The 20,418-nt window shown below is 36.1% G+C and carries 15 protein-coding genes; 13 read left to right on the top strand and 2 right to left on the bottom strand.

Annotated features, from left to right (window positions below):
* The first annotated feature begins 54 nt into the window (after positions 1–54).
* From J7E44_RS01900 to J7E44_RS01890, 3 genes are all read left to right on the top strand, one after another.
* A complete protein-coding gene (locus J7E44_RS01900; RefSeq protein WP_214824990.1) occupies positions 55–753 on the top strand; it encodes a DsbA family oxidoreductase in 699 nt (232 codons plus the stop codon).
* A gap of 119 nt (positions 754–872) precedes the next feature.
* Positions 873–1,667 carry a helix-turn-helix domain-containing protein gene (locus J7E44_RS01895; RefSeq protein ID WP_214824987.1) on the top strand — a complete coding sequence of 265 codons (795 nt, stop codon included), beginning with the start codon at positions 873–875 and terminating at the stop codon, positions 1,665–1,667.
* A gap of 71 nt (positions 1,668–1,738) precedes the next feature.
* Complete coding sequence (locus tag J7E44_RS01890) at positions 1,739–2,737, top strand: S41 family peptidase (protein WP_214824984.1); 999 nt, start codon at positions 1,739–1,741, stop codon at positions 2,735–2,737.
* Positions 2,738–2,835: 98 nt separating this feature from the next.
* On the opposite strand, the gene J7E44_RS01885 is transcribed toward J7E44_RS01890, so the two are convergent.
* A complete protein-coding gene (locus J7E44_RS01885) occupies positions 2,836–3,933 on the bottom strand; it encodes a Fe(II)-2OG oxygenase family protein (protein WP_214824981.1) in 1,098 nt (365 codons plus the stop codon).
* Between the two features lie 213 nt (positions 3,934–4,146).
* Between J7E44_RS01885 and J7E44_RS01880 the strand changes: the two genes are divergently transcribed.
* The 9 genes from J7E44_RS01880 to J7E44_RS01840 are packed head-to-tail and all read left to right on the top strand — an operon-like array spanning position 4,147 to position 17,918.
* Positions 4,147–5,670, top strand: a complete 1,524-nt coding sequence (locus J7E44_RS01880) for a pyridoxal phosphate-dependent decarboxylase family protein (protein ID WP_214824979.1) — start codon at positions 4,147–4,149, stop codon at positions 5,668–5,670.
* Complete coding sequence (locus J7E44_RS01875; protein WP_214824977.1) at positions 5,642–8,068, top strand: GNAT family N-acetyltransferase; 2,427 nt, start codon at positions 5,642–5,644, stop codon at positions 8,066–8,068. Before J7E44_RS01880 ends, J7E44_RS01875 begins: the two co-directional genes overlap by 29 nt.
* Positions 8,061–9,380, top strand: a complete 1,320-nt coding sequence (locus tag J7E44_RS01870; RefSeq protein WP_214824975.1) for a lysine N(6)-hydroxylase/L-ornithine N(5)-oxygenase family protein — start codon at positions 8,061–8,063, stop codon at positions 9,378–9,380. Before J7E44_RS01875 ends, J7E44_RS01870 begins: the two co-directional genes overlap by 8 nt.
* Before the next feature lie 8 nt (positions 9,381–9,388).
* Positions 9,389–11,203, top strand: a complete 1,815-nt coding sequence (locus J7E44_RS01865) for an IucA/IucC family protein (protein WP_214824973.1) — start codon at positions 9,389–9,391, stop codon at positions 11,201–11,203.
* Entirely contained in the window at positions 11,200–12,603 is a 1,404-nt protein-coding gene (locus tag J7E44_RS01860) for an MATE family efflux transporter (protein ID WP_214824971.1), read from the top strand. Before J7E44_RS01865 ends, J7E44_RS01860 begins: the two co-directional genes overlap by 4 nt.
* A gap of 1 nt (position 12,604) precedes the next feature.
* Complete coding sequence (locus J7E44_RS01855; RefSeq protein ID WP_214824969.1) at positions 12,605–12,850, top strand: acyl carrier protein; 246 nt, start codon at positions 12,605–12,607, stop codon at positions 12,848–12,850.
* A gap of 4 nt (positions 12,851–12,854) precedes the next feature.
* Positions 12,855–14,243, top strand: a complete 1,389-nt coding sequence (locus J7E44_RS01850; RefSeq protein ID WP_214824966.1) for an AMP-binding protein — start codon at positions 12,855–12,857, stop codon at positions 14,241–14,243.
* Positions 14,230–16,716: a TonB-dependent receptor gene (locus tag J7E44_RS01845; protein ID WP_214824963.1), complete on the top strand. Its 2,487-nt coding sequence runs from the start codon at positions 14,230–14,232 to the stop codon at positions 16,714–16,716. The genes J7E44_RS01850 and J7E44_RS01845 overlap by 14 nt, the downstream gene beginning before the upstream one ends.
* Positions 16,717–16,718: 2 nt before the next feature.
* The gene (locus J7E44_RS01840) at positions 16,719–17,918 is read left to right on the top strand and encodes a PepSY-associated TM helix domain-containing protein (RefSeq protein ID WP_214824960.1); all 1,200 of its coding nucleotides are present in this window, start codon (positions 16,719–16,721) and stop codon (positions 17,916–17,918) included.
* A 329-nt stretch (positions 17,919–18,247) separates the two neighbouring features.
* On the opposite strand, the gene J7E44_RS01835 is transcribed toward J7E44_RS01840, so the two are convergent.
* Positions 18,248–19,735: an aminotransferase-like domain-containing protein gene (locus tag J7E44_RS01835; RefSeq protein WP_214824957.1), complete on the bottom strand. Its 1,488-nt coding sequence runs from the start codon at positions 19,733–19,735 to the stop codon at positions 18,248–18,250.
* 65 nt (positions 19,736–19,800) lie between these two features.
* On the opposite strand from J7E44_RS01835, the gene J7E44_RS01830 reads away from it, so the two are divergent.
* A complete protein-coding gene (locus J7E44_RS01830; protein WP_214824954.1) occupies positions 19,801–20,418 on the top strand; it encodes a hypothetical protein in 618 nt (205 codons plus the stop codon).

Below are 20,418 nucleotides of genomic sequence, written 5' to 3'. Positions count from 1 at the left end.
TACATTAAAAATATTTGGTAACTTTGCAGGATTAAATTTATCAAAAGAAATACAATGAAAATAGAAATCTGGTCGGATGTTATGTGTCCGTTTTGCTATATAGGAAAGAATAATTTTGAACAGGCTTTAGAAAAGTTACCCTTTAAAGATCAGGTAGAAGTAGAGTGGAAGAGTTTTCAACTGGATCCGACACTGAATCCATCAGAAACGAAAAACACCCTTACTTATTTTAGAGAAAAGAAAGGATTTCCTGAGGCTCAGGCTAGTCAAATGATCAGCCAGGTAGCACAAATGGGTAAAGGTGCGGGAATTGATTTTAATTTTGAAAAAGCTTTAATCACCAATACTTTTTCTGCTCATAAACTTCTACACTTATCAAAAAAGTATCATAAGTCTAATGAAATGGAAGAAGCATTATTTATTGCTCACTTTATTGACGGTAAGAATGTAGGTGATCCTGACACTTTAGTATCTATTGCAGACTCATTGGGTATTGACAGAGAGGAAGCAAAGCAGGCTGTAACTTCAGAGGAATTTACTCATGAAGTGAATGAAGATATTCAACAGGCAAGAAATAATGGAATTACAGGTGTCCCGTTTTTCGTTTTAAATGGTAAATATGCTGTATCAGGAGCCCAACCTGTTGACGTTTTTGAAAATGCACTTCAGCAAACATACAAAGAAACTGTTTCATCATTTACCGATCTTTCTAATGGAGAGAATGCCTGTGATGCTGATGGATGCGGTATTTAGTGAGATATTTTAAAAAAAAAGAATCATTGCATAAAACCTGAAGAATTTCTTCGGGTTTCTTCTTTTCTATTTGTATTTTTACCATAAAGACCTTTATTTTATTTCTGTACATAATATTAATGAAAATCCATTTTTACCAACCTGCGAATCCAGTACTAAGAAAATATATCCAGGGATATTATTTTATGTCTAAAGATGATCCTGATCATGCCTTACGGTATCTTACATTTCCCAATAACTTTTTTATTGTATCAGCTTGCCAGAATGCTGAAGTAATGGAGAATGAAAATAAAATAGAAATTTCCCAATCTCCTGAAGAAAATGTACTTGTTGACCTCGTTTCGCGGTGTACCAGCTCTACTGAGATATACTACATACAAGCTATCAATGAAATTACGATTTATTTTAAACCATTAGGAATATATCATTTTTTCAATAATGAGAATATTGTATTTCTTGAAGATGAAATCATTGCCTCTGACTTTCCGGAAATAGTGAATTCTATTCTCAATGAATCAGACCGGGAAACACAAATACAAAAACTAGAAGATTATTGGCTTTCAAAATTTATAGAGAAGGATCTGAGCTTTGTAAAAAAGATAACGCAGAACCTTGAAACTGATATTAGTATCGAAGATATCGCTCAGAAGAATGGAATAACTCGTCAGTATGTCAATAAAATTTCTAAACGCTATCTCGCTAAATCTGCTTCTGAATATCGGAAAGTACATCGTTTTAGAAAGGCACTGATACAGAATAAACAAATAAAAAACCTGACAGAACTATCTTATGAAAATCTTTTTTATGACCAATCTCATTTTATAAAGGATTTTAAAGAACTTACCAAAATAACTCCGGGTACTTTTTTTAAGAAAGTTAATACTGAACAGAAAAATATATGGTTGTTTATTTGAATGAGTTTCCTTTTTTACAATTCTCACTTTGCCTACGAAAGTATTTTTGCCATACATTAAATTTTAATCTAATGAAAAAAATACTAATTCTTGCTTTTTCACTTTACTCTTTATCTTCTTTTTGTCAGAATACAAATAGTCCGGTCATAAAAGAGATTTTGGGAAAGGTCAAAGACCACTATTTAGACAAAGATCTTTATAAAAAACTGGATTCTGAACTTCAGTTGAAAAATTTCGAATCTCTTAATGGAAAAAATCTTGCCGAAGAACTTACGAAACAATTAAGAATAATATCTCAAGATCAACACTTTTTTGTTAAATACGTGGAGAATTTCAATCCTGAAGATCGGAAAATTACAAAAGAAATAACCGCTTCAAACAATTTTCACAATAGTCTTGAGAATTTTGGCTTTGAGAATGTAAAAAGATTAGAAGGTAATATTGGTTATATTAATTTCAAAGGATTTGCAGAGCCCAATTCGAGTGCCAAAACGTTAGCATCAGCAATGGATTTTGTGGCCCATACTAATTCATTAATTATTGATCTTAGAGAAAATAGAGGTGGGGATAATGGAATGCTCTTGCTATTTTGCAGCTATTTCTTTAAAGAGAAAACCAATTTGTATTCCACCTATTTCAGAGATAAAGAAAAAACAGTACAGAATAACACGCTATCAAAAGTGCCTGGTCAAAAATATCTCAATAAGAATGTTTACATTCTTACCAGTAAACAATCTTTCTCGGCGGCAGAAGGATTGGCTTACTTTTTAAAAGCATATAAATTAGCCCAGGTAATTGGTGAAAATACCGGTGGAGCAGCTAACCCTGTAGATCCGTTTATAATTGGGAATAAATATCTTCTATTAATTCCTACTGGAAAAGTAACAGCAGCAATAACAGGTGGAAACTGGGAACATACCGGAGTTAGTCCGGATATAAGCACAACTTCTGAAAAGGCTTTTAAAACCGCACATGTTTTGGCACTTAAAGAGATTTTGAAGAACAAAACAGAAACAGATTTAAATAAAAGTGATCTAGAAAAAGTAATACGTCAATTAGAAAATGAATAGATAAAAAAATACTATTTCTTTTATTATTTAAAGCAAAAATCCTTTCGAACAAATGCTCAGAAAGGATTTTTTATTAAAAATTTAAATCTTTCGATTACTTAGAAGTTCGCAAAGTTTTTACCTAAATGCTCTTCTATAACAAAGAATGGATCTTCTTTCAGTGTATGTCCTCTCATATCAAGAAGACTTACCTTACTCATCATCCTTAGCATGATTCTTCTTTCACAGGTATGTTCGACACCGTTGATACTTTTCACACCGGCACGGAAAGCAGATCGTCCGTGAGCACACAAATGGTTATTCACCACGATAACATCTCCAGCCTGAGGAGTAAAATCTGAATAGATCAGGTTTTTTGCTTCCTGCCAGAATTTGCTAAGCGCATGATGTGCCAGATCAGTCTGCTTGATATCTGGATTAAACAATTGCTCTGCAGCATCGAAACGCATAAAAGGAAGATCTCTGTTACCATACAGAACCGCATCCAAAGTGTCTACTTCTTCTGCTTCGGTTTGTAAATTGGCATCCTTAGGGATCTTAAAAATAGGATCGAATAAAGGTCTGTACTCCTCCCGGATATTTTCATGGGAACGGATAGAGTATAGGGTTGATGGCACCTGCTCCTCATTACGGATATACATAAAGCTTAAAAAGTCAGCCTGATGTTTAAGGAAAGCATCTTCAGTATGTACATATAAATCAGTTGCAGATCCCGATCCGGTCTGTGTTTCACGCATTTTTTCATCCGGAATGATCGCATGGATCAATCCACCTCCTTTACGTTGTGAATAATATTGTACCGGTTTAGACGGAAGAGCTCCGTGTATCAATGCACAGGCAAATCCATATTGATTGAATTTTGAATAATCTGCTGATTGCCAATTAGCAGGGGTACTGCCTATTTTTTCCTGATCAATATCAAAAAGTTCCTGGAAAATAAGAGCCCCATACTGATTTTCAGAAAAGTCACTGGCAAAAGAAGCCAATACTTTTAGCAATCTCTCCGGTAAAAAGTAAGAGGCAAGCTGATGGACCTGCATTACAAATTCACGGTTTTCGAAATTACCATATTTTTTCTCAAGATAATCCACTGCCTCCATGATCATCTTGCGCTCGCCATCTGTAATTTCAATAGCTACAGGAAGTAGCCGCTCTGCAGTCAAACTGCTTTTTTCTAGAATTTTTAAAGAATTCATTAAAAAAAATTTTGTGTTAGGATTAAATTATTATATTTGTTTTTAATTATTCTAAATAACAATAGGGTTGTCAAATTTATGAATTTTTAATTAAGTACCAAACAAAAAATGAAAAAATTTAAAACTTAACGTATTGATTACGAGATGGATACTTCATCTCTATATAGAAATAAAAAAACCACAATTTATTCAATCAACGTTATAAATAAATATATGAACAACGAAATTTTGCCTCACGGGGAAGTGATAAATAGCACTTTGAATCACTTTTCGGGGAAATTTGAAAACATTTTTCATCAAGATAATTATGATCACTATCGTTCCGCTATCAATGACACTTTAAACCTAGTTGGAACTTTTCTTCATAGAAACGACAAACCATTTAGCGGTATCGAAGCTAAAACAATGAAAAAGAAGGTTCAGCACATCGATCTGAATCAAAAACTCTCTTCTTATGAAGAGTTATTAAATGAGGTAGATGATATCTACGTAAAGCATGCCACAGCTTTTCATCTTCCTCAATATGTTGCTCACCTTAATTGCCCAATCGTCATCCCTGCATTGGCCGGAGAAATCCTTGTCAGCGCCATCAATTCTTCCCAAGATACTTACGACCAAAGTGCCGGAGGTACTTTTATGGAAAGAAAACTGATCGACTGGACTGCAGAAAGATTAGGTTATACAACTGAAAGTGATGGTGTTTTTACCGCAGGAGGATCTCAAAGCAACCTAATGGGATTGGTGATGATGAGAGACTGCTATTCTCAAAAGAATTTAAATCACAATATTAAACAGGATGGTCTTCCACCTGAAGCCAGCCGTTTTAGAATCTTTATTTCTGATAAAGCTCATTTCAGCAACTCAAAGAATGCATCAATAATGGGATTGGGTGAGAAATCTATCGTCAAGGTTCCTACGGACAGTGAGTTCCGTATGGACATCACTTTACTTCAAAAATACATGAAGAGGGAAATTCTTATGGGGAATATTCCTATCGGGATTATTGCTACTGCAGGAACTACAGATTTTGGAAATGTAGATCCTTTAGAAGACATTGCCAATATTGCAGCACATCACAATATATGGATGCACGTAGATGCAGCATATGGTTGTGCATTGCTTTTAAGTGGTAAATACCGCCATTTATTAAATGGAATAGAAAAAGCAGATTCTGTGACTATAGATTATCACAAATCATTCTTCCAGCCGATCAGCAGCAGTGCTTTTATCGTTAAAAACAAGAGAGAATTGCGAATCCTGAAACATCATGCAGATTACCTGAATCCTGCAGAAATGGATGAGGAGGAAATTCCTGCACAAATCAATAAGTCGATCATACAGAGTACCCGCAGATTTGATGCATTAAAATTATGGTTCACTTTAAGAATGATGGGACAGGAACAATTAGCTGAATACACAGACCGAGTAATCGATCTTACTAAAGATGTAGCAGAGATGATCACGGAAGATCCTGAATTTGAACTTTTATCTCATACAGACCTTAGTGTATTGGTATTCCGTTATCTGAGATCTGATATTGAAGATCTGAATGCCCTGAATCTGCATATTAAAATGAAACTTTTCTATAGTGGAGAAATCCTTGTTGCCAGTACCAAGGTTGATGGTAATTTCTACCTCAAGTTTACCTTCCTTAATCCGATCACTACAACTGAGGATGTTCATCAAATTTTAAATAAAATAAAAACTCATGGAGAAGACTTTGGAACAACAAACTAAGTTTGCAAAAAAAGCGCAGGAAATTACTGCAAGAATCCTGTTAAACGGAATGTTTCGTGAACTTGGAAATGGAAAATTCTACGAAGGGATTCCAAAATATGATACGCTCACAGCTAAAGCACTCCAAAACACTAATTATCCATTATATCTAAGATTCGACTTAAAGAAAAGCGAACTATTTTTATTTGCTCCTGTTTCTTACCGCTCTGAAAGTTCTTTCCATGATTATGGATTTCCAATATGGGCTGTTGATCATAAAAACCAAAAGGTTTTTGAAGTAGATCTGGATCAGCTGACGGCATTTGTATATAAAGAATTTTCAGAAAGCTTTAATGAAAAAGGATTCGATAAGTTCATTGATAGAATTCACAGCAGTTTAAAAAATATGGAACTGACTATTGCTGCCAATTCACAAAATAATAAAACATCAGCCTATTCTTTTTTAGAATCTGAGCAGCAACTTCCTATAGGTCATAACCTGCATCCGTTTACAAAATCAAGAATGGGATTTTCGGAAGGAGAGCAGCTTCACTACGGCCCTGAATTCGGTAAAGCGATCCAACTTGAATATTTTTTGATCGATAAACATAGTGTACGAGAGAATTCTGTCCTGGAAATATCATGCAAGGAATTATTGAAAAGTATGGTTTCATTACCTGAAAACATTAGAAAAGAATATTTAAAGGATGGGGAAATGCTTTCTGATTTTTATATTGCCCCATGCCACCCTTGGGAAGGAAAGTACTTTCTATCAACCAAGGAAGGAGAAGAAATGGTACAACTCCGAAAACTAATTCCTATCGGAGCATTAGGAGATGAATTCTATTCTACATCTTCTATAAGAACTCTTTACAACCTGGATAGTGCCTGGATGCCTAAGTTCTCTTTGCATGTTCTGATGACAGGGTCTATAAGAATAAATAGTTTTAAAGATCTTAAAAGAGGTTACGCTTCTTCTTTATGGTGGAAGACCGTAGCTCATTCATTTGAGAAAAACTTCAGTCATTTTAAATTATTATTGGAACCTGCTTCATTAAGTGTACATCATAACGGAAAAAATATAGAAAGTCTAAACTTATTACTCCGTGAAAATACCTTTAAACCAGAGGACAAAGTATTATTACTGGCAAGGCTATGTCAGGATGAACCTACCGATGAATCCAGCTTTGTACAACGTTTTTTCAAAGATGTTGCAGATCGTCTGGAGACTACCAAGGAAGAAGCTATCAGCGTTTGGTTTGAGGCTTATATCAAGCTTCTTATTGCGCCTTTAAACCACCTTTACAGTCAATATGGCATGGCTCCTGAAGCCCATCAGCAGAATTTACTGATTGGATTGAATGATAATCTATTGCCTGAAACTCTTTTTGTAAGAGACGGACAAGGGTATCTGTTGAGAGAAAGCGCAAGATACCAATACGAGGATCTTTTAAAAGATCATATTGAAATTGAAGAACTTTTTATCAGAGATGAAAGACTTCTTGATATTATTTCACATCATCTTTTGGTAAGTAATTTATCTGCACTGATTACATCATTGGGTAAAACAGGATGGGTAAAAGAAAGAGATCTTATCGATAAGGTTTATAAGGAATTTGTAAAGCTGAATCATGAAGATCCATCTGATATCACCCGCTATGCATTAACAAATCGCTATTGGGGAACAAAAGCCAATTTACAATCAGCCATTCTTGATATGGATGGTGGCATCAATGCTTCTTCTCTTTCATACGCCAGAGTACCCAATCTGCTTCATAAGCACTTCTTTTCAGATCAGCTGATTAATCCGAAAGGAAAAGAGGTTTTCTTCAGACGCTATTTTGAGAAAGAAGATGTTACCATTACCATGCGTCCGATTGATCTTGATGAGGATCTTGAAATGCTTCATGAATGGTTCAACCGTGAACATGCAGTAAAAGTATGGCAAATGAACTGGCCGATTGATGAACTGGAAACCTATTACCGTCTGATGTTACCAAGCGAGGAAGGACACAGTTATATCGTATTAAGCAATGGCGAACCTTCATGTAATATTGAAGTATATTGGCCATGCAGAGACATAGTAGGAGATTACTATGAAGTACTTCCTACAGATTATGGAACACACCAGTTCATAGCCCCTACAGATCCTAAAAAGAAATATGTCTCTCCTTCCACACAATCGATGGTTGATTATGTATTTGCTCAATCAGAGGTAGGAAAAATGGTTGGTGAAGGTTCTGTAGATTCTCTGGCGTCGATGATGAATAAAGCACATGTAGGTTTTAAAGTCGAGAAAGTTATTGAAATGCCTCATAAAAAGGCCAACCTTAATTTCTGCTACAGAGAATGGTACTGGGAAAAATTCCCTCAAAACAAAGATGTACAAATCAATGCAACAATCACTGAAAATGAATAACGAAACAATATATAATGTAATTGGAATAGGTATCGGACCTTTCAATCTGGGTCTTGCCGCTTTATCCAATCCAATTTCTGAATTAAAAACACTTTTCCTTGACCAGAGAGACGGTTTCGACTGGCATCCGGGGTTGATGATCGATCATGTAACGCTTCAGACGCCTTTTTTATGCGACTGTGTATCCATGGCCGATCCTACGAATCCTTTAAGTCTCCTGAATTACCTTAAAGAAACGAACAGGCTTTATAAATTCTTTATCAGGGAAGATTTCTTCATCCCTCGTAAGGAATATAACCGTTACTGCCAATGGGTGGTGAGCCAGTTACCGCAGTGTCGTTTTTCAACACAGGTAGTGGATATTATATATGAAGATGGACTTTATCTCATCACAACAGTTCATACCAAAACTAAAGAAGCGGTAGTTTATAAAGCAGAAAGACTGATCCTTGGAACAGGAACACAGCCACATATCCCTTCGTTTATTCCAAAAGAAGATTCACGCATCCTTCATACCAGTTCTTATTTATACCGAAAAGAGGAGCTTTTGGCAAAAGGAAAAAAAATAGCTGTGATAGGTTCAGGACAAAGTGCAGCAGAGGTTTTCTATGACCTGCTTCAGAGCCGTAATGAAAATACAGAACTAGGCTGGTATTCCCGACCAGATCGATTCTTTCCAATGGAATATGCTAAACTAACCTTAGAGCTAACCTCTCCTGATTATGTAGATTATTTTTACGGCAGGGATGAAGCAGCAAGAAAATCAATTTTAAGCAAACAACAGGCTCAGTTTAAAGGCATCAATTATGACCTGATCAATCAGATCTATGATTTTATTTATGACCTGAACATTGATAATGCTGATCCAAAGCTCACGATTATTCCAAACAGTCAGCTGGATAGGGTAGATAACAGCAGTCCGGATCGTCTTACCCTTGAATTTACACAGAAAGAACAAGGGATTCCTTACGAACAGGAAGCTGATTACATCGTAATAGGAACAGGATACCGCTATCAAGAGCCTTCATTCCTAAAGAATATTGAATCTAGAATTAAAAGAGATTCATCTGGTTTATACGCTGTCAACAGAAATTATTCTATAGATCATAATGGTGGTGAAATTTATGTACTTCATGCAGAAGTTCATACTCACAGCTATATTTCTACGGATCTTGGAATGGCTGCATACCGAAATTCTTACATCATCAACGATATTCTCGGAAGAGAATATTACAAAGTCGAAAAGAAAATCGCTTTTCAGGATTTTGACGTCGAAAAATATTCTACTATACCCACAACTGCCACTATTTAATACTTATTATGAACAACACATTAAACAATACAATAATCAGCCAGGAAAACTGGAAGCAAGCTAACAGAGATCTTATGGCTAAGACCATTGCAGAATTAATGCATGAAGAACTCTTAAAACCAACAGCCGATTTTGAAGATGAAAAAGGATATACTGTATTCAGACTTGAAACAGGAAATGAAAATGTAGTTTACAGTTTCCGTGGCCAGGAAAGACTTATGGATTACTGGTTTATTGATAAAAACAGCATTAAAAGACATGAAAACGGGAATGTAAGTTCGTCAATCGATGTTCCTCAGTTCTTTTTGGAAATGCAGCCAGTATTCGATCTTGATTCCAATACGTTAGCAAGATATACAGAAGAGCTTTTACATACTTTATACTGTGATGCACTGATCCTTGAAAAAGGAGTAATGTCCTCAAAAGATTTAGCTGAAGCCGGTTATCAGGTTATAGAGCACCATATGAAAGGACATCCTTGGGTGATCGTTAACAAAAGCCGTCTGGGTTTTTCTCCTACGGATCTACAAACTTACTCTCCTGAAGCTGATCAGCCTTTAAAAGTTCTATGGTTTGCTGCACATCAGGACAGATCGAGTTTCCAGGCTTTGGAAAACATTCAAAAAGAAGAGTTCTACCGTTCAGAAGTCGGTCATGAACTGTATGAAAGCTTTAAGCAAAAACTTTCTGAAAGTGGAAAATCAATTAGTGACTTTAATCTTATTCCTGTACACCCCTGGCAATGGGAAAATAAATTAAAGATCCATTATGCAGGTGATATCGCAAACGGACTTCTTATTCCTCTGGGAGAAGGTAATGATGAATACAGTGCACAGCAAAGTATTCGTACTTTATTCAATACTAAAAATCCTGAGAAAAGATATTTAAAGACAGCAGTATCTATTTTGAGTACAGGAAACATCCGTGGACTTTCCCCTAAACAGATGAAAATTGCACCATCTATTACAGACTGGGTAAAAGGATTGATCAAAGATGATGCATATTTAGCAGATAAGGGAACTATATTCCTGGGAGAAGAAGCAGCAACTACTTATTTACATCCACAATATGGAGCTATTCAGAATGTTCCTTATCAGTATAATGAATTCCTAGGTGCTTTATGGCGTGAAAGTGCATCTAATTATTTAAAAGGAGATGAAGAAATGGTAACCATGGCTTCTTTGCTGTACGTAGATGAGGAAGGAAATTCACTGGTAGAAGCATTTGCTAAAAAAGCGGGAATAAGTATTGAAGAATGGATAACCCTTTATCTTGATGCTTATCTTATTCCATTACTTCATATCTATTATACCCATTCTTTATGTGTTACCCCTCATGGAGAGAATATCATGGTAGTACTGAAAAATGGACTTCCACAAAGAATCGTGATCAAAGATTTTGTAGATGATATTGTTTTAACTACAGAAGCAAGAGAAAAATTACCGGATCATCTGGCAGATGGATTGATCCAGTCTTCAAATAAAGAGAATATTCCGTTATTTATTCTTCTGGGTGTGTTTGATGCTTTCTTCAGATATTTATCAGATGCCCTGCACACGCATTCAGACTTTAAAGAAAATCAATTCTGGACCCTTGTTCACGAATGTATTGAAAGCTATAAAAATGACAATCCTCATTTGCAGGAACGTTACGAAAAATATGATCTTTATGTTCCAACATTCAAAAGATTCTATATCAACAGCCTGCGTTTAAAAAATAACGGATACAGTGAAAATAAGGCATTTGCTATTCCAAAGAAAGATGGAGCACTACCAAATCCACTGTATCAGATAGCGAATAAAAATTCTGTCGCGGCAATATGAGAAAGTTTCTGCATCTTGTAAAAGATGGTTCTGTATTTGCGTATGGAGCATTAGCCGGAAAAAAAACCGAACTGACAACCGGAAGCATCAACCGTTCTATCTTTAGCCTGGCCATTCCCATGGTCATGGAGCTTGTAATGGAATCTCTTTTTGTCAGTATCAATCTTTTAATTATTGCCAGGCTAGGAGATAAGGTCCTTGGGCTTGTAGGGATCACAGATAACTACATCAATTTTGCTAATGCTATTGCCATTGGCCTTGGTATCGCTGCTGCAACATTAACAGCAAGGAGAGCCGGAGAAAAAGACAGAGAAGGCATGAGCAGAACCGCTCATTATATCATATTATTAGCAGCAGCTTTCGCATTGTTAATAGGTGGGTTATCTTTTATTTTTGCATCCGATATCATCAGTTTTCTTGGAATTAAACCCAATAGTGTTGACCATGGATTACTTTTTTCCCAGCTCGTATTTTTAAGTATTGGCCTGGTTATCCTGCGTCTTTCTATTAATGGACTTTTCAGGGGAGCCGGTGATGCAGCTCTTGCGATGAAATCCCTTTGGCTTTGTCATATCTCCAGTATGGTATTCGCAGTGATTTTTGTTTTTGGAATTGGTTTTATTCCCGCTTACGGATTGATGGGGTTAGCTTATGCTACCGTTTTATCCCGACTATTAGCTGTTTTGTACCAATTCTTTATTCTTCTTACAGGCAAAACCAGTATCAATATTCTGGTAAAGTTTCACTTTGATGTGCCTTTAATAAAGAAAATACTAAAAATCACCTTTGGAGGACTGGTGCAGTACATTATTCCTGCTTCCAGCTGGCTGATCATGGTTAAAATTACAGCTACTTTCGGGACAACTGCTCTCGCAGGCTACATCATTGCCCAAAGGATTGCTTCCGTAGCGACAATGCCCGCCTGGGGAATAGGAAACGCTGCAGGAATCCTTACAGGACAGAATTTAGGAGCTGGAAATCCGGACCGTGCAGAAAAAACGGTGTGGAGAGCTGGAGGGATCAATATGACTTACCTGGTGGCAGTTGCCTTATTCTGGCAGTTTGCAGCAGAGTATGTGGTAACATTCTTCACTTCCGAAACTGAAGTCGCACGATATGCAATACAGTACATCCATGTGGTTTCTATGGCTTATTTATTACTTGGCTTTACAATGGTGATCAGCCGTGCTCTAAATGCAGCCGGCAATATTATGCAGGTAACGCTGCTGTATATGATCATGTTCTATGTTATTCAGCTTCCTTTAGCTTATCTCCTTGGAGTAAGACTTCACTGGGAACTGAAAGGAATATTTACAGCAATCGTTTCTTCAGAAATCGTATTGGCTGTATTATTCTTATTGATCTTCAAAAATGGTAAATGGAAAACTATAAAAATTTAAAATGCACACAACAGACGAATTTTATGAAATAATTGCTTCAGCAATTGCGGTAAAGAAAGAAATGGTAGATGAAAATCTTACGTATCAGGAAATCCCTGAATGGGATTCTATGTCTCACTTACTTATCGTAGAAGCATTGGAGCAGTTCTATCAGGTAAAGTTTGATTTTAATGACATTCTTGAAATGGGAACGGTCGGTAAAATCCGTGAAAAAATGAAAAAATACGATGTACTCGTAGAAAACTAAGTATATGAAAATTTTAGAAAATGTAATTGCCAATAGAAGCCTCTCTTTCACGGAGGCTTCCAGCGGCAAAAGTGTCCCGATAGGAACACTATACCGGTCATTGGGTTTAAATCCTGTAGAAAAAGGATTGGTCTTTTTATACAATGACAATCAGCTGTCAAGTATTGAGGTTCTTCTCAATTTTTATGGTACAGCACATGCTATTGCAGTCTTAGGACAAAAACTGCATACAGATTTCAAAGACCGTCTGGAAACAGAGTATCGTCCGAAATACATCTTTGACCCATCAAGGGAAGAGATTGAGGGATATGTTTTAAAGGAATTCTCAGAAACGGTAAAGATCTTTGTTAAAGAAGATTATAAACCCGAAGTTGCAATTCATCCTGACATCAAGATCCTCTTGAGTACCTCAGGAACAACAGGAGTTCCTAAACTGGTTAAGCTTTCTGATGAAAATCTTTATCAGAACGCATTGAGCATCCTTCAGTATATGCCCATTCTCGAAACTGATGTTGTCCCATTAAACGTACCGATTAATTTCGTGTACGGATTTTCTATTTTTACCACCAACTGTATGCGTGCTGCGAAAATAGTATGCACAGATAAAGATATCATGCAGAAAGCATTCTGGGATGAAATGGAAGAATATGGATACAGTACATTGGGTGGTGTTCCTTATCTATATGAAAATCTTAACAGAATAGGATTCTTTAGAAAAGACAGCAGCAGCCTGAGATACATGACCCATACGGGAGGAGTGATCAATGGTGAATTGAGAAAGACCATTTTCAATTATTGCCAGGAGTTTGGAAAAGAATTCTACGCCCAATACGGACAGACTGAAGCAGGTGGAAGAATGGCCTATCTTACAACAGAAGGCCTTCTTGAAGAGGAAACTTCTATTGGTACTCCAGTACAAGGTGGAAGTTTTCAGATCGATGAAGAAACGGATGAACTTCTATTTCTTCACCCAAGTATTTGTGGCGGTTATGCCAACAAACTCGAAGACCTTTCTTCTTATGAACAACCTTCAGTTCTTCGTACAGGAGATACAGCAAAAAGAGGAAAGAATGGACTTTATTATATTACAGGAAGGATAAAAAGGATCATGAAGCTTTTCGGAATTCGTCTTAACCTGGATGAAGTTGAATTTATCCTTAAAAATGAACTGGAAGGAAATACGTTTGTATGTCTGAATTCTAACGACAAAAAGATCATTGTTCTTTATGACAACAATGAGATCGATCCTCAGATCATTACGGATACCATTAAGAATAAACTTCGTATCAATCCGCAGTACGTACGCACCGAACACATAGAATCATTCCCATTATCACAAAACGGCAAAATAAACTATCCACTGTTACAAAACTTACAGCATGAAAACATTTAGAACCCTTATATTACTTTTACTTCTTGTCAGCTTTCCTCTTATTGTCTCTGCACAGCAGAGTGAACGCGTAAACGGCAAGATCATGCTGTCTGATAAAGCGCCTGTAAAAAATGCACTTTTAAGATTAGTAAATACGCCATATCAGGCGAAAACCAATAATTTAGGAGAATATTATTTTGAAAATGTACCCGCTGGAGACTATACGCTTCAGGTGGTTTTAAATGATATTGAACTGACTCGTGAACCCATCCGTATTGAGAAAGATGTCTACGAAATCCCGGTGATCTACACCGCAGTAGAAAACAATGTTATTGAAGGAATTACGGTGTATGCTTTTAGCAGAAATAAATTTCTGGATAAAGACAGTACCTCAATTTCAAAAATGCCATTGAAAAATTTGGAAAATCCACAGATGTACACCAGTATCAATCAGCAGATCCTGAAAGAACAACTTGTTTATGATGTTTCTGATGCATTGAAGAACGTGCCAGGTATTGTAAAAATGCAGGGCAGCCCGGGAAGAGCAGGAGATGGTAGTTTCTATTATAATTTAAGAGGATTCCCTACAAGGGTTTCTATGGTAGATGGTGTTCCAGCAACAACTAACTCGGAAATTGATCCTGCTGATATTGAGCGTATCGATGTCATTAAAGGACCTTCCGGAACATTGTATGGTGGTGCGGTTACCTCTTTTGGAGGATTAATCAACGTAGTGACTAAAAAACCGAAAGATTATTTCGGAGGTGAGGTTTCTTATCTTTTGGGAAGCTATAACCTTAACCGTGTTACAGCGGATGTTTATGGCCCTATTACTGACTCCAGAAAAACACTTTTCCGTTTGAATGCTGCTTATCAGTATCAAAATGGATTCAGAGATTCTGAGTTCAGAAAGTCAATGTTTGTAGCTCCAACATTCAGCTACCAGGTAAATGACAGATTAAAGTTCAATCTGGGTGCACAGATTTACACCTATGAAGGAACTAACACGCCGATCATCTTTTTGCCGAGAAACAGACAGTTTACCTCGAGGACTCCAGATGAACTTGGGTTTGACTGGAAAAAGTCTTATTCAAATAATGATATGACCTTAAAAGCTCCATCAATCAATGTAAAAGCTGAGGTGAATTATAAAATTTCTGATAACTGGAGTTCTCAGACTTTGATCTCAAGAAACTACAGAAAAACAGAAGGATTATACCAGTATCAGTTCATGAGAGGAAATACTGATAACCTATTGGAACGAAATGTACAGTGGCAGAATTCTGAAGGGGCATCTACCAGCATTCAACAGAACTTTAATGGAGAATTTAAAATTGGTAACATCAAAAATAAAGTACTTGTTGGGTTAGACTACTTGAATCAGTCTTTAAACAATAATAATTCTCCAATTGTTGTATTTGATCAAATTGATGGTAAAAATCTTACAGCGCCAGTACAAGTGCAAACGCCAGGGTCACCGCCAGTAACAATAACGGGGACATATGGAGGTATATCTAAAGATCTGGCACTTAAAAAAATACAAGAATTTACTGATGCTGCTATCAAACTTAACAAATCACCGATGATCAGAAATACGGCAATGTCTAATGTTTATGGGGCATATGTTTCAGATGCGGTTTATATTACAGACCGTTTGATTACTTTGCTTAGTTTACGTTTTGATCATTATGAAAGTAAAGGACAACTTAACCTAAACAATAATACCCGTACGGGAGACTTTAATCAGAATGCCTGGTCTCCTAAAGTAGGCTTATTGTATCAGGTCTTTAAAGATCGTTTATCTGCTTATGCCAACTATATGAACGGTTTCAGCTATACAGCCCCAGTTACACAGCCATTACCTGATTACAGTGGTGTTTTGAAGCCACAAATGGCTAAACAATGGGAAGTAGGAGTAAAAGGAAATTTGTGGAGAAATAAAGTGAATTTCACAGTTGGGTATTATGATATTCTTGTTGACAATATGCCTCAGGAAATTGTAGTGAATCGTGATGGAACCGATTATAGAATCACAACACAAGATGGAGAGCAGAAAAGTAAAGGGATTGAAATTGAAACTATCCTGAATCCGATTCAAGGTCTTAATATTATGGCAGGATATACCTATAATGACAGTAAATTTGTAAGATCAGCTGCTGCTACAGAAGGTCGCCGTCCATCAACTGCAGGCCCAGCTAATATATTCAATTCATGGATCAGCTATATACTTCCAATCAACGGACTTCAAGGGCTAGGCGTAGGTTTTGGAGTTAACCGTGTTGGTCAACAGATCACTGTCGATAATGCAGCTACAGGACAATTTATATTCCCGGCCTATACTTTGGTCAACGCTTCTATATCTCTTGAAAAAGAGAAGTACAGATTAGGATTTAAAATGAATAATTTAGGAAATGCACAGTATTTTTCAGGACAGGGCGTTGTAGTAGCTCAAATGCCTCGTAACTTTGTTGCAGAGGTAAGTCTTAAGTTTTAACAATGAATCCCAGATTTAGAAAAATTACATATCAAATACATCTATGGCTCGGACTAACGTCCGGGCTTATAGTTGTAATAATGGCAGTCACAGGTTGTATTCTCGCTTTTGAAAAAGAATTAAAACAGACATTCTATCCGGAAAAGTATTTCGTAAAAAATATAAAGAAGGAAAAACTACAGTTTTCTGAGCTTAAATTAAAAGCAGAGCAAGCATTGCCAGACAGCCTAAAAGTCAGCAGGGTAGAAATATCTTCAGACCCATCCCGAAGTTATGCATTCCGTTCTTTAAAAATGAATAATGAAGCCTTGACTTATTGGGGTACTTATGTTCATTATTACAGGGTTTATATTGACCCTTACACCGGAAAAGTTCTAGAAGTTGAAAATGCAAAAACAGATTTTTTTGAGATCGTCATGGACCTTCATCGAAGACTTTTACTTGGAGAGAAAATAGGGAAGACCATTACAGGATATTCAACACTTATTTTAGCGATTATGCTCTTTTCAGGACTGGTGATCTGGTATCCCCGAAAGATGAATAAGAATGCTTTAAAAGGTATGTTTTCTATTAAAACATCTGCCAATTGGAAAAGAATTAATTACGACAGTCACAATGTTCTCGGTTTCTATGCTGTTATTCCTCTGATTCTTATTTCATATGCCGCAGTGATATGGAATTTTGAAGATATTGATAAATGGGTAAAGAAAACACTGAATGGGAAAATCCATACTGAACAAAAAGCTAAAAGTAAAATACCATCTGGAGATTTTTCAAATCAAAAGGACATTTTAAATATTGTTGGAAGTGAAGTAGAAAAAACTTTAGCCGGTAAAGAATCAGCACTTATCACCTTTCCTAAGAAAGAGGAGGGAACCTATTATGCTGAAGTGACTTACGGTAATAAACAATACCAGAATGAGCAATTCAATTTTGATCAATATTCCGGAGAAATTTTAAAACATCAATCTTATAAAGACAAGAATATAGGTTATGGAACTGCATTAAGAGAAAGAAACTATGATCTGCACACCGGAAGTATATTCGGACTTGCAGGGAGGTTTTTATTTTTATTTGCAGGGATGATCGCTGTTTCACTTCCTATCACAGGATTTATCATTTATTTAAATAGAAAAAAGAAGCGACCTCAAAAAAGAAAGCATCATCATATTCATAAAAAAAGACATTCTTTTTCAAAATAAAAAGAAACAAGACCTAAGAAAGTGCAAATTATATTTGCTCTTTTTTAATTTAAAATCTAAATTTTCTCTCGCAGATTTCACAGATTACGCAGATTAATAAAACCTAAACACCTGCCAGATCTCCAAGATATAATTATTTAAAATTTTAGATTTTCGCTTCTTCAATCAACTTGTTGATTCATCTTTGCCTTCTTAAATTCAAAAGTATCAATTATAAATCTTTGCGTTAAAAATTAATAGTTTTTTCTCTCGCAGATTTTACAGATTACGCAGATCAATTAAAATACAAGGAACAGTGAGAGATTATTTAAATACAAAGAATTCCACGTTTAAATAAGCTTTCTCACATTTTCAGACAATATCTTTATACTTTGTTTCATTTCTTCAAAATCTAGATTACCGAAACCCAATCTCATTGCAGTAAGATCTTTACTCTGATATAATAAAGTTTTAGGGATAAAAAGATTATTCTGAGCACAATTTCGGCTTAGCTGCATCAGGTTCATTGGAATATTCCATTCTGTCCAGATTGCTAAACCACCTGATGGTTTTTGAAACTTTATGAATTCTCCTAAATATTCTTCCAGTAAAAGAGCAAATTGATCTCGTCTTTCCTGATAAGTTTTAACTGATTTTTTAAGATAACGATGAATTTCGCCTTCGGCAATCATTTCTCCCAAAACCTGTTCCATCAGAATATCTCCCTGCCGGTCTATAATTCCTAAATATTTCCGCAGTTCTGCCATCAGATTTTCTGGTGCTACAATAAACCCGGTTCGAAATCCCGGTGCCAATGATTTCCCAAATGAACCGATATAGACCACCATTCCGTTCGTATCTGCACTGGCTAGTGGAAGGATAGGACTTTTATCATAATGGAAATCATAATCGTAATCATCTTCTAGGATAATAAATCCAAATTCATTCGCTAAGTTCAACAATTCCAGCCTTCTCTGTGCACTCAATGTTACTGTGGTAGGATAGTGGTGATGGGGTGTAAGATACAGCATGCGTATCTTTTGCTTTTTGCAGGCTTCCCGTACATTTTCTACCATAATACCTTCTTCATCAATCGGTATTGAAACAATATTTACACCTGCTTTCTGAAAGATCATATTAACGGAAAAATAACTCAAAGCACCTACCAATACAGTATCTCCCTGTGACAGCAAAACTTCTGAAACAATATAAATACTCATCTCCGTACTTCTTGTAATGAGCAGGTTATTTTTTGAAATGGGCAAGCCCCGCGAAAGATTCAGATATCTGGAAAGATTCTTTTTAAAAAATTCACTCCCGTCATGGTTGTAATGGCCAAGCATTTTATGATGTGCTTTTCGCTTCAAAATAGCACTGTATATCTTAGAATGCTGATCAATCTGTGTCAGTCTGATATCCGGCACCCCATCATTAAAAAGATATTCACAGGCAGAATGTTCAAATGGATTGTCCAGAATATTGGATGTTTTAAAAGAAAAACCGGTTATTTTAGGATAATGTTCCAGATCATTTTTTCCGAATTCTTTAAAAGGTAAAGGTTCATCATGATTTTTCCCGATGATAAAAGTCCCTTTATTTGGAATACTTTCTACCCAACCCTGGGAAAATAATTCATCATAGACCGCTACAATCGTATTTCTGTGAACCTCAAGGGTCTGACTTAAAGCTCTGGTTCCAGGAAGCTTAGTTCCAAAAGGAAGAAAACCTCTCTGAATTGCATTAATGAGCTGATTTGCAATCTGCATATAAATTGAAGTATCTGAGGTTCTGCTGATTTTCACAAAACTTTGATACGGAATTTCAACCGGACTATCCATAATATTAAAACTGGCACCATTCAACCATCCGGCAATATACTACATTTGATCCAAAATAAAAATACATGGAATTTTACAATCTATTAGAAAGCATTGTAAAGAATAATGAGATTCACGCCAAATGGCTGAACACATTATCTTTTATGGAGAATGCAGGGGCCAGAAAAATCTCCAGCTGCGAACATCCCACACAGGTTAGTCAGATCCAGCTAAAACATGCTGCAGAGGAGCACCGCCATGCTTATTACCTGAAAAAGCAGATTGGAAAACTGAATCCTGATTATTGTAAAACTTATGAAAAAGAAGAGCTATTGGCTTCATTAGCTACACGACAGTATCTTCATTCTTTGGATATTAAAGCCTGTAAATATTTACAGAAAGCATTTACGCTAAATAAAGAAGAGCTTAAATATGCTGCTTATCTTTTTGTGACCTACGCGATAGAGGTACGCGCCGACGAATTATATCCCGTATATCAGGATATCCTTACTAAAGAATCTTCTAAAATTATGGTAAAATCTATTATTCTGGAAGAAGAAGGGCATCTTGAAGAAATGATCAATCAGCTGAATGAATTTTCAGAAGACTGGCAGGCTCATGCTGAAAATATCCTGAAAATAGAACATGAATTACACGATCAATGGATTAATTCTATTGCTAAAGAAGTAATACAGCTTAATTAG

This window comes from Chryseobacterium sp. ISL-6 (assembly GCF_018613715.1).
Lineage (GTDB): Bacteria > Bacteroidota > Bacteroidia > Flavobacteriales > Weeksellaceae > Chryseobacterium > Chryseobacterium paludis.
This window is presented reverse-complemented; position numbering and strand designations above follow the sequence as displayed.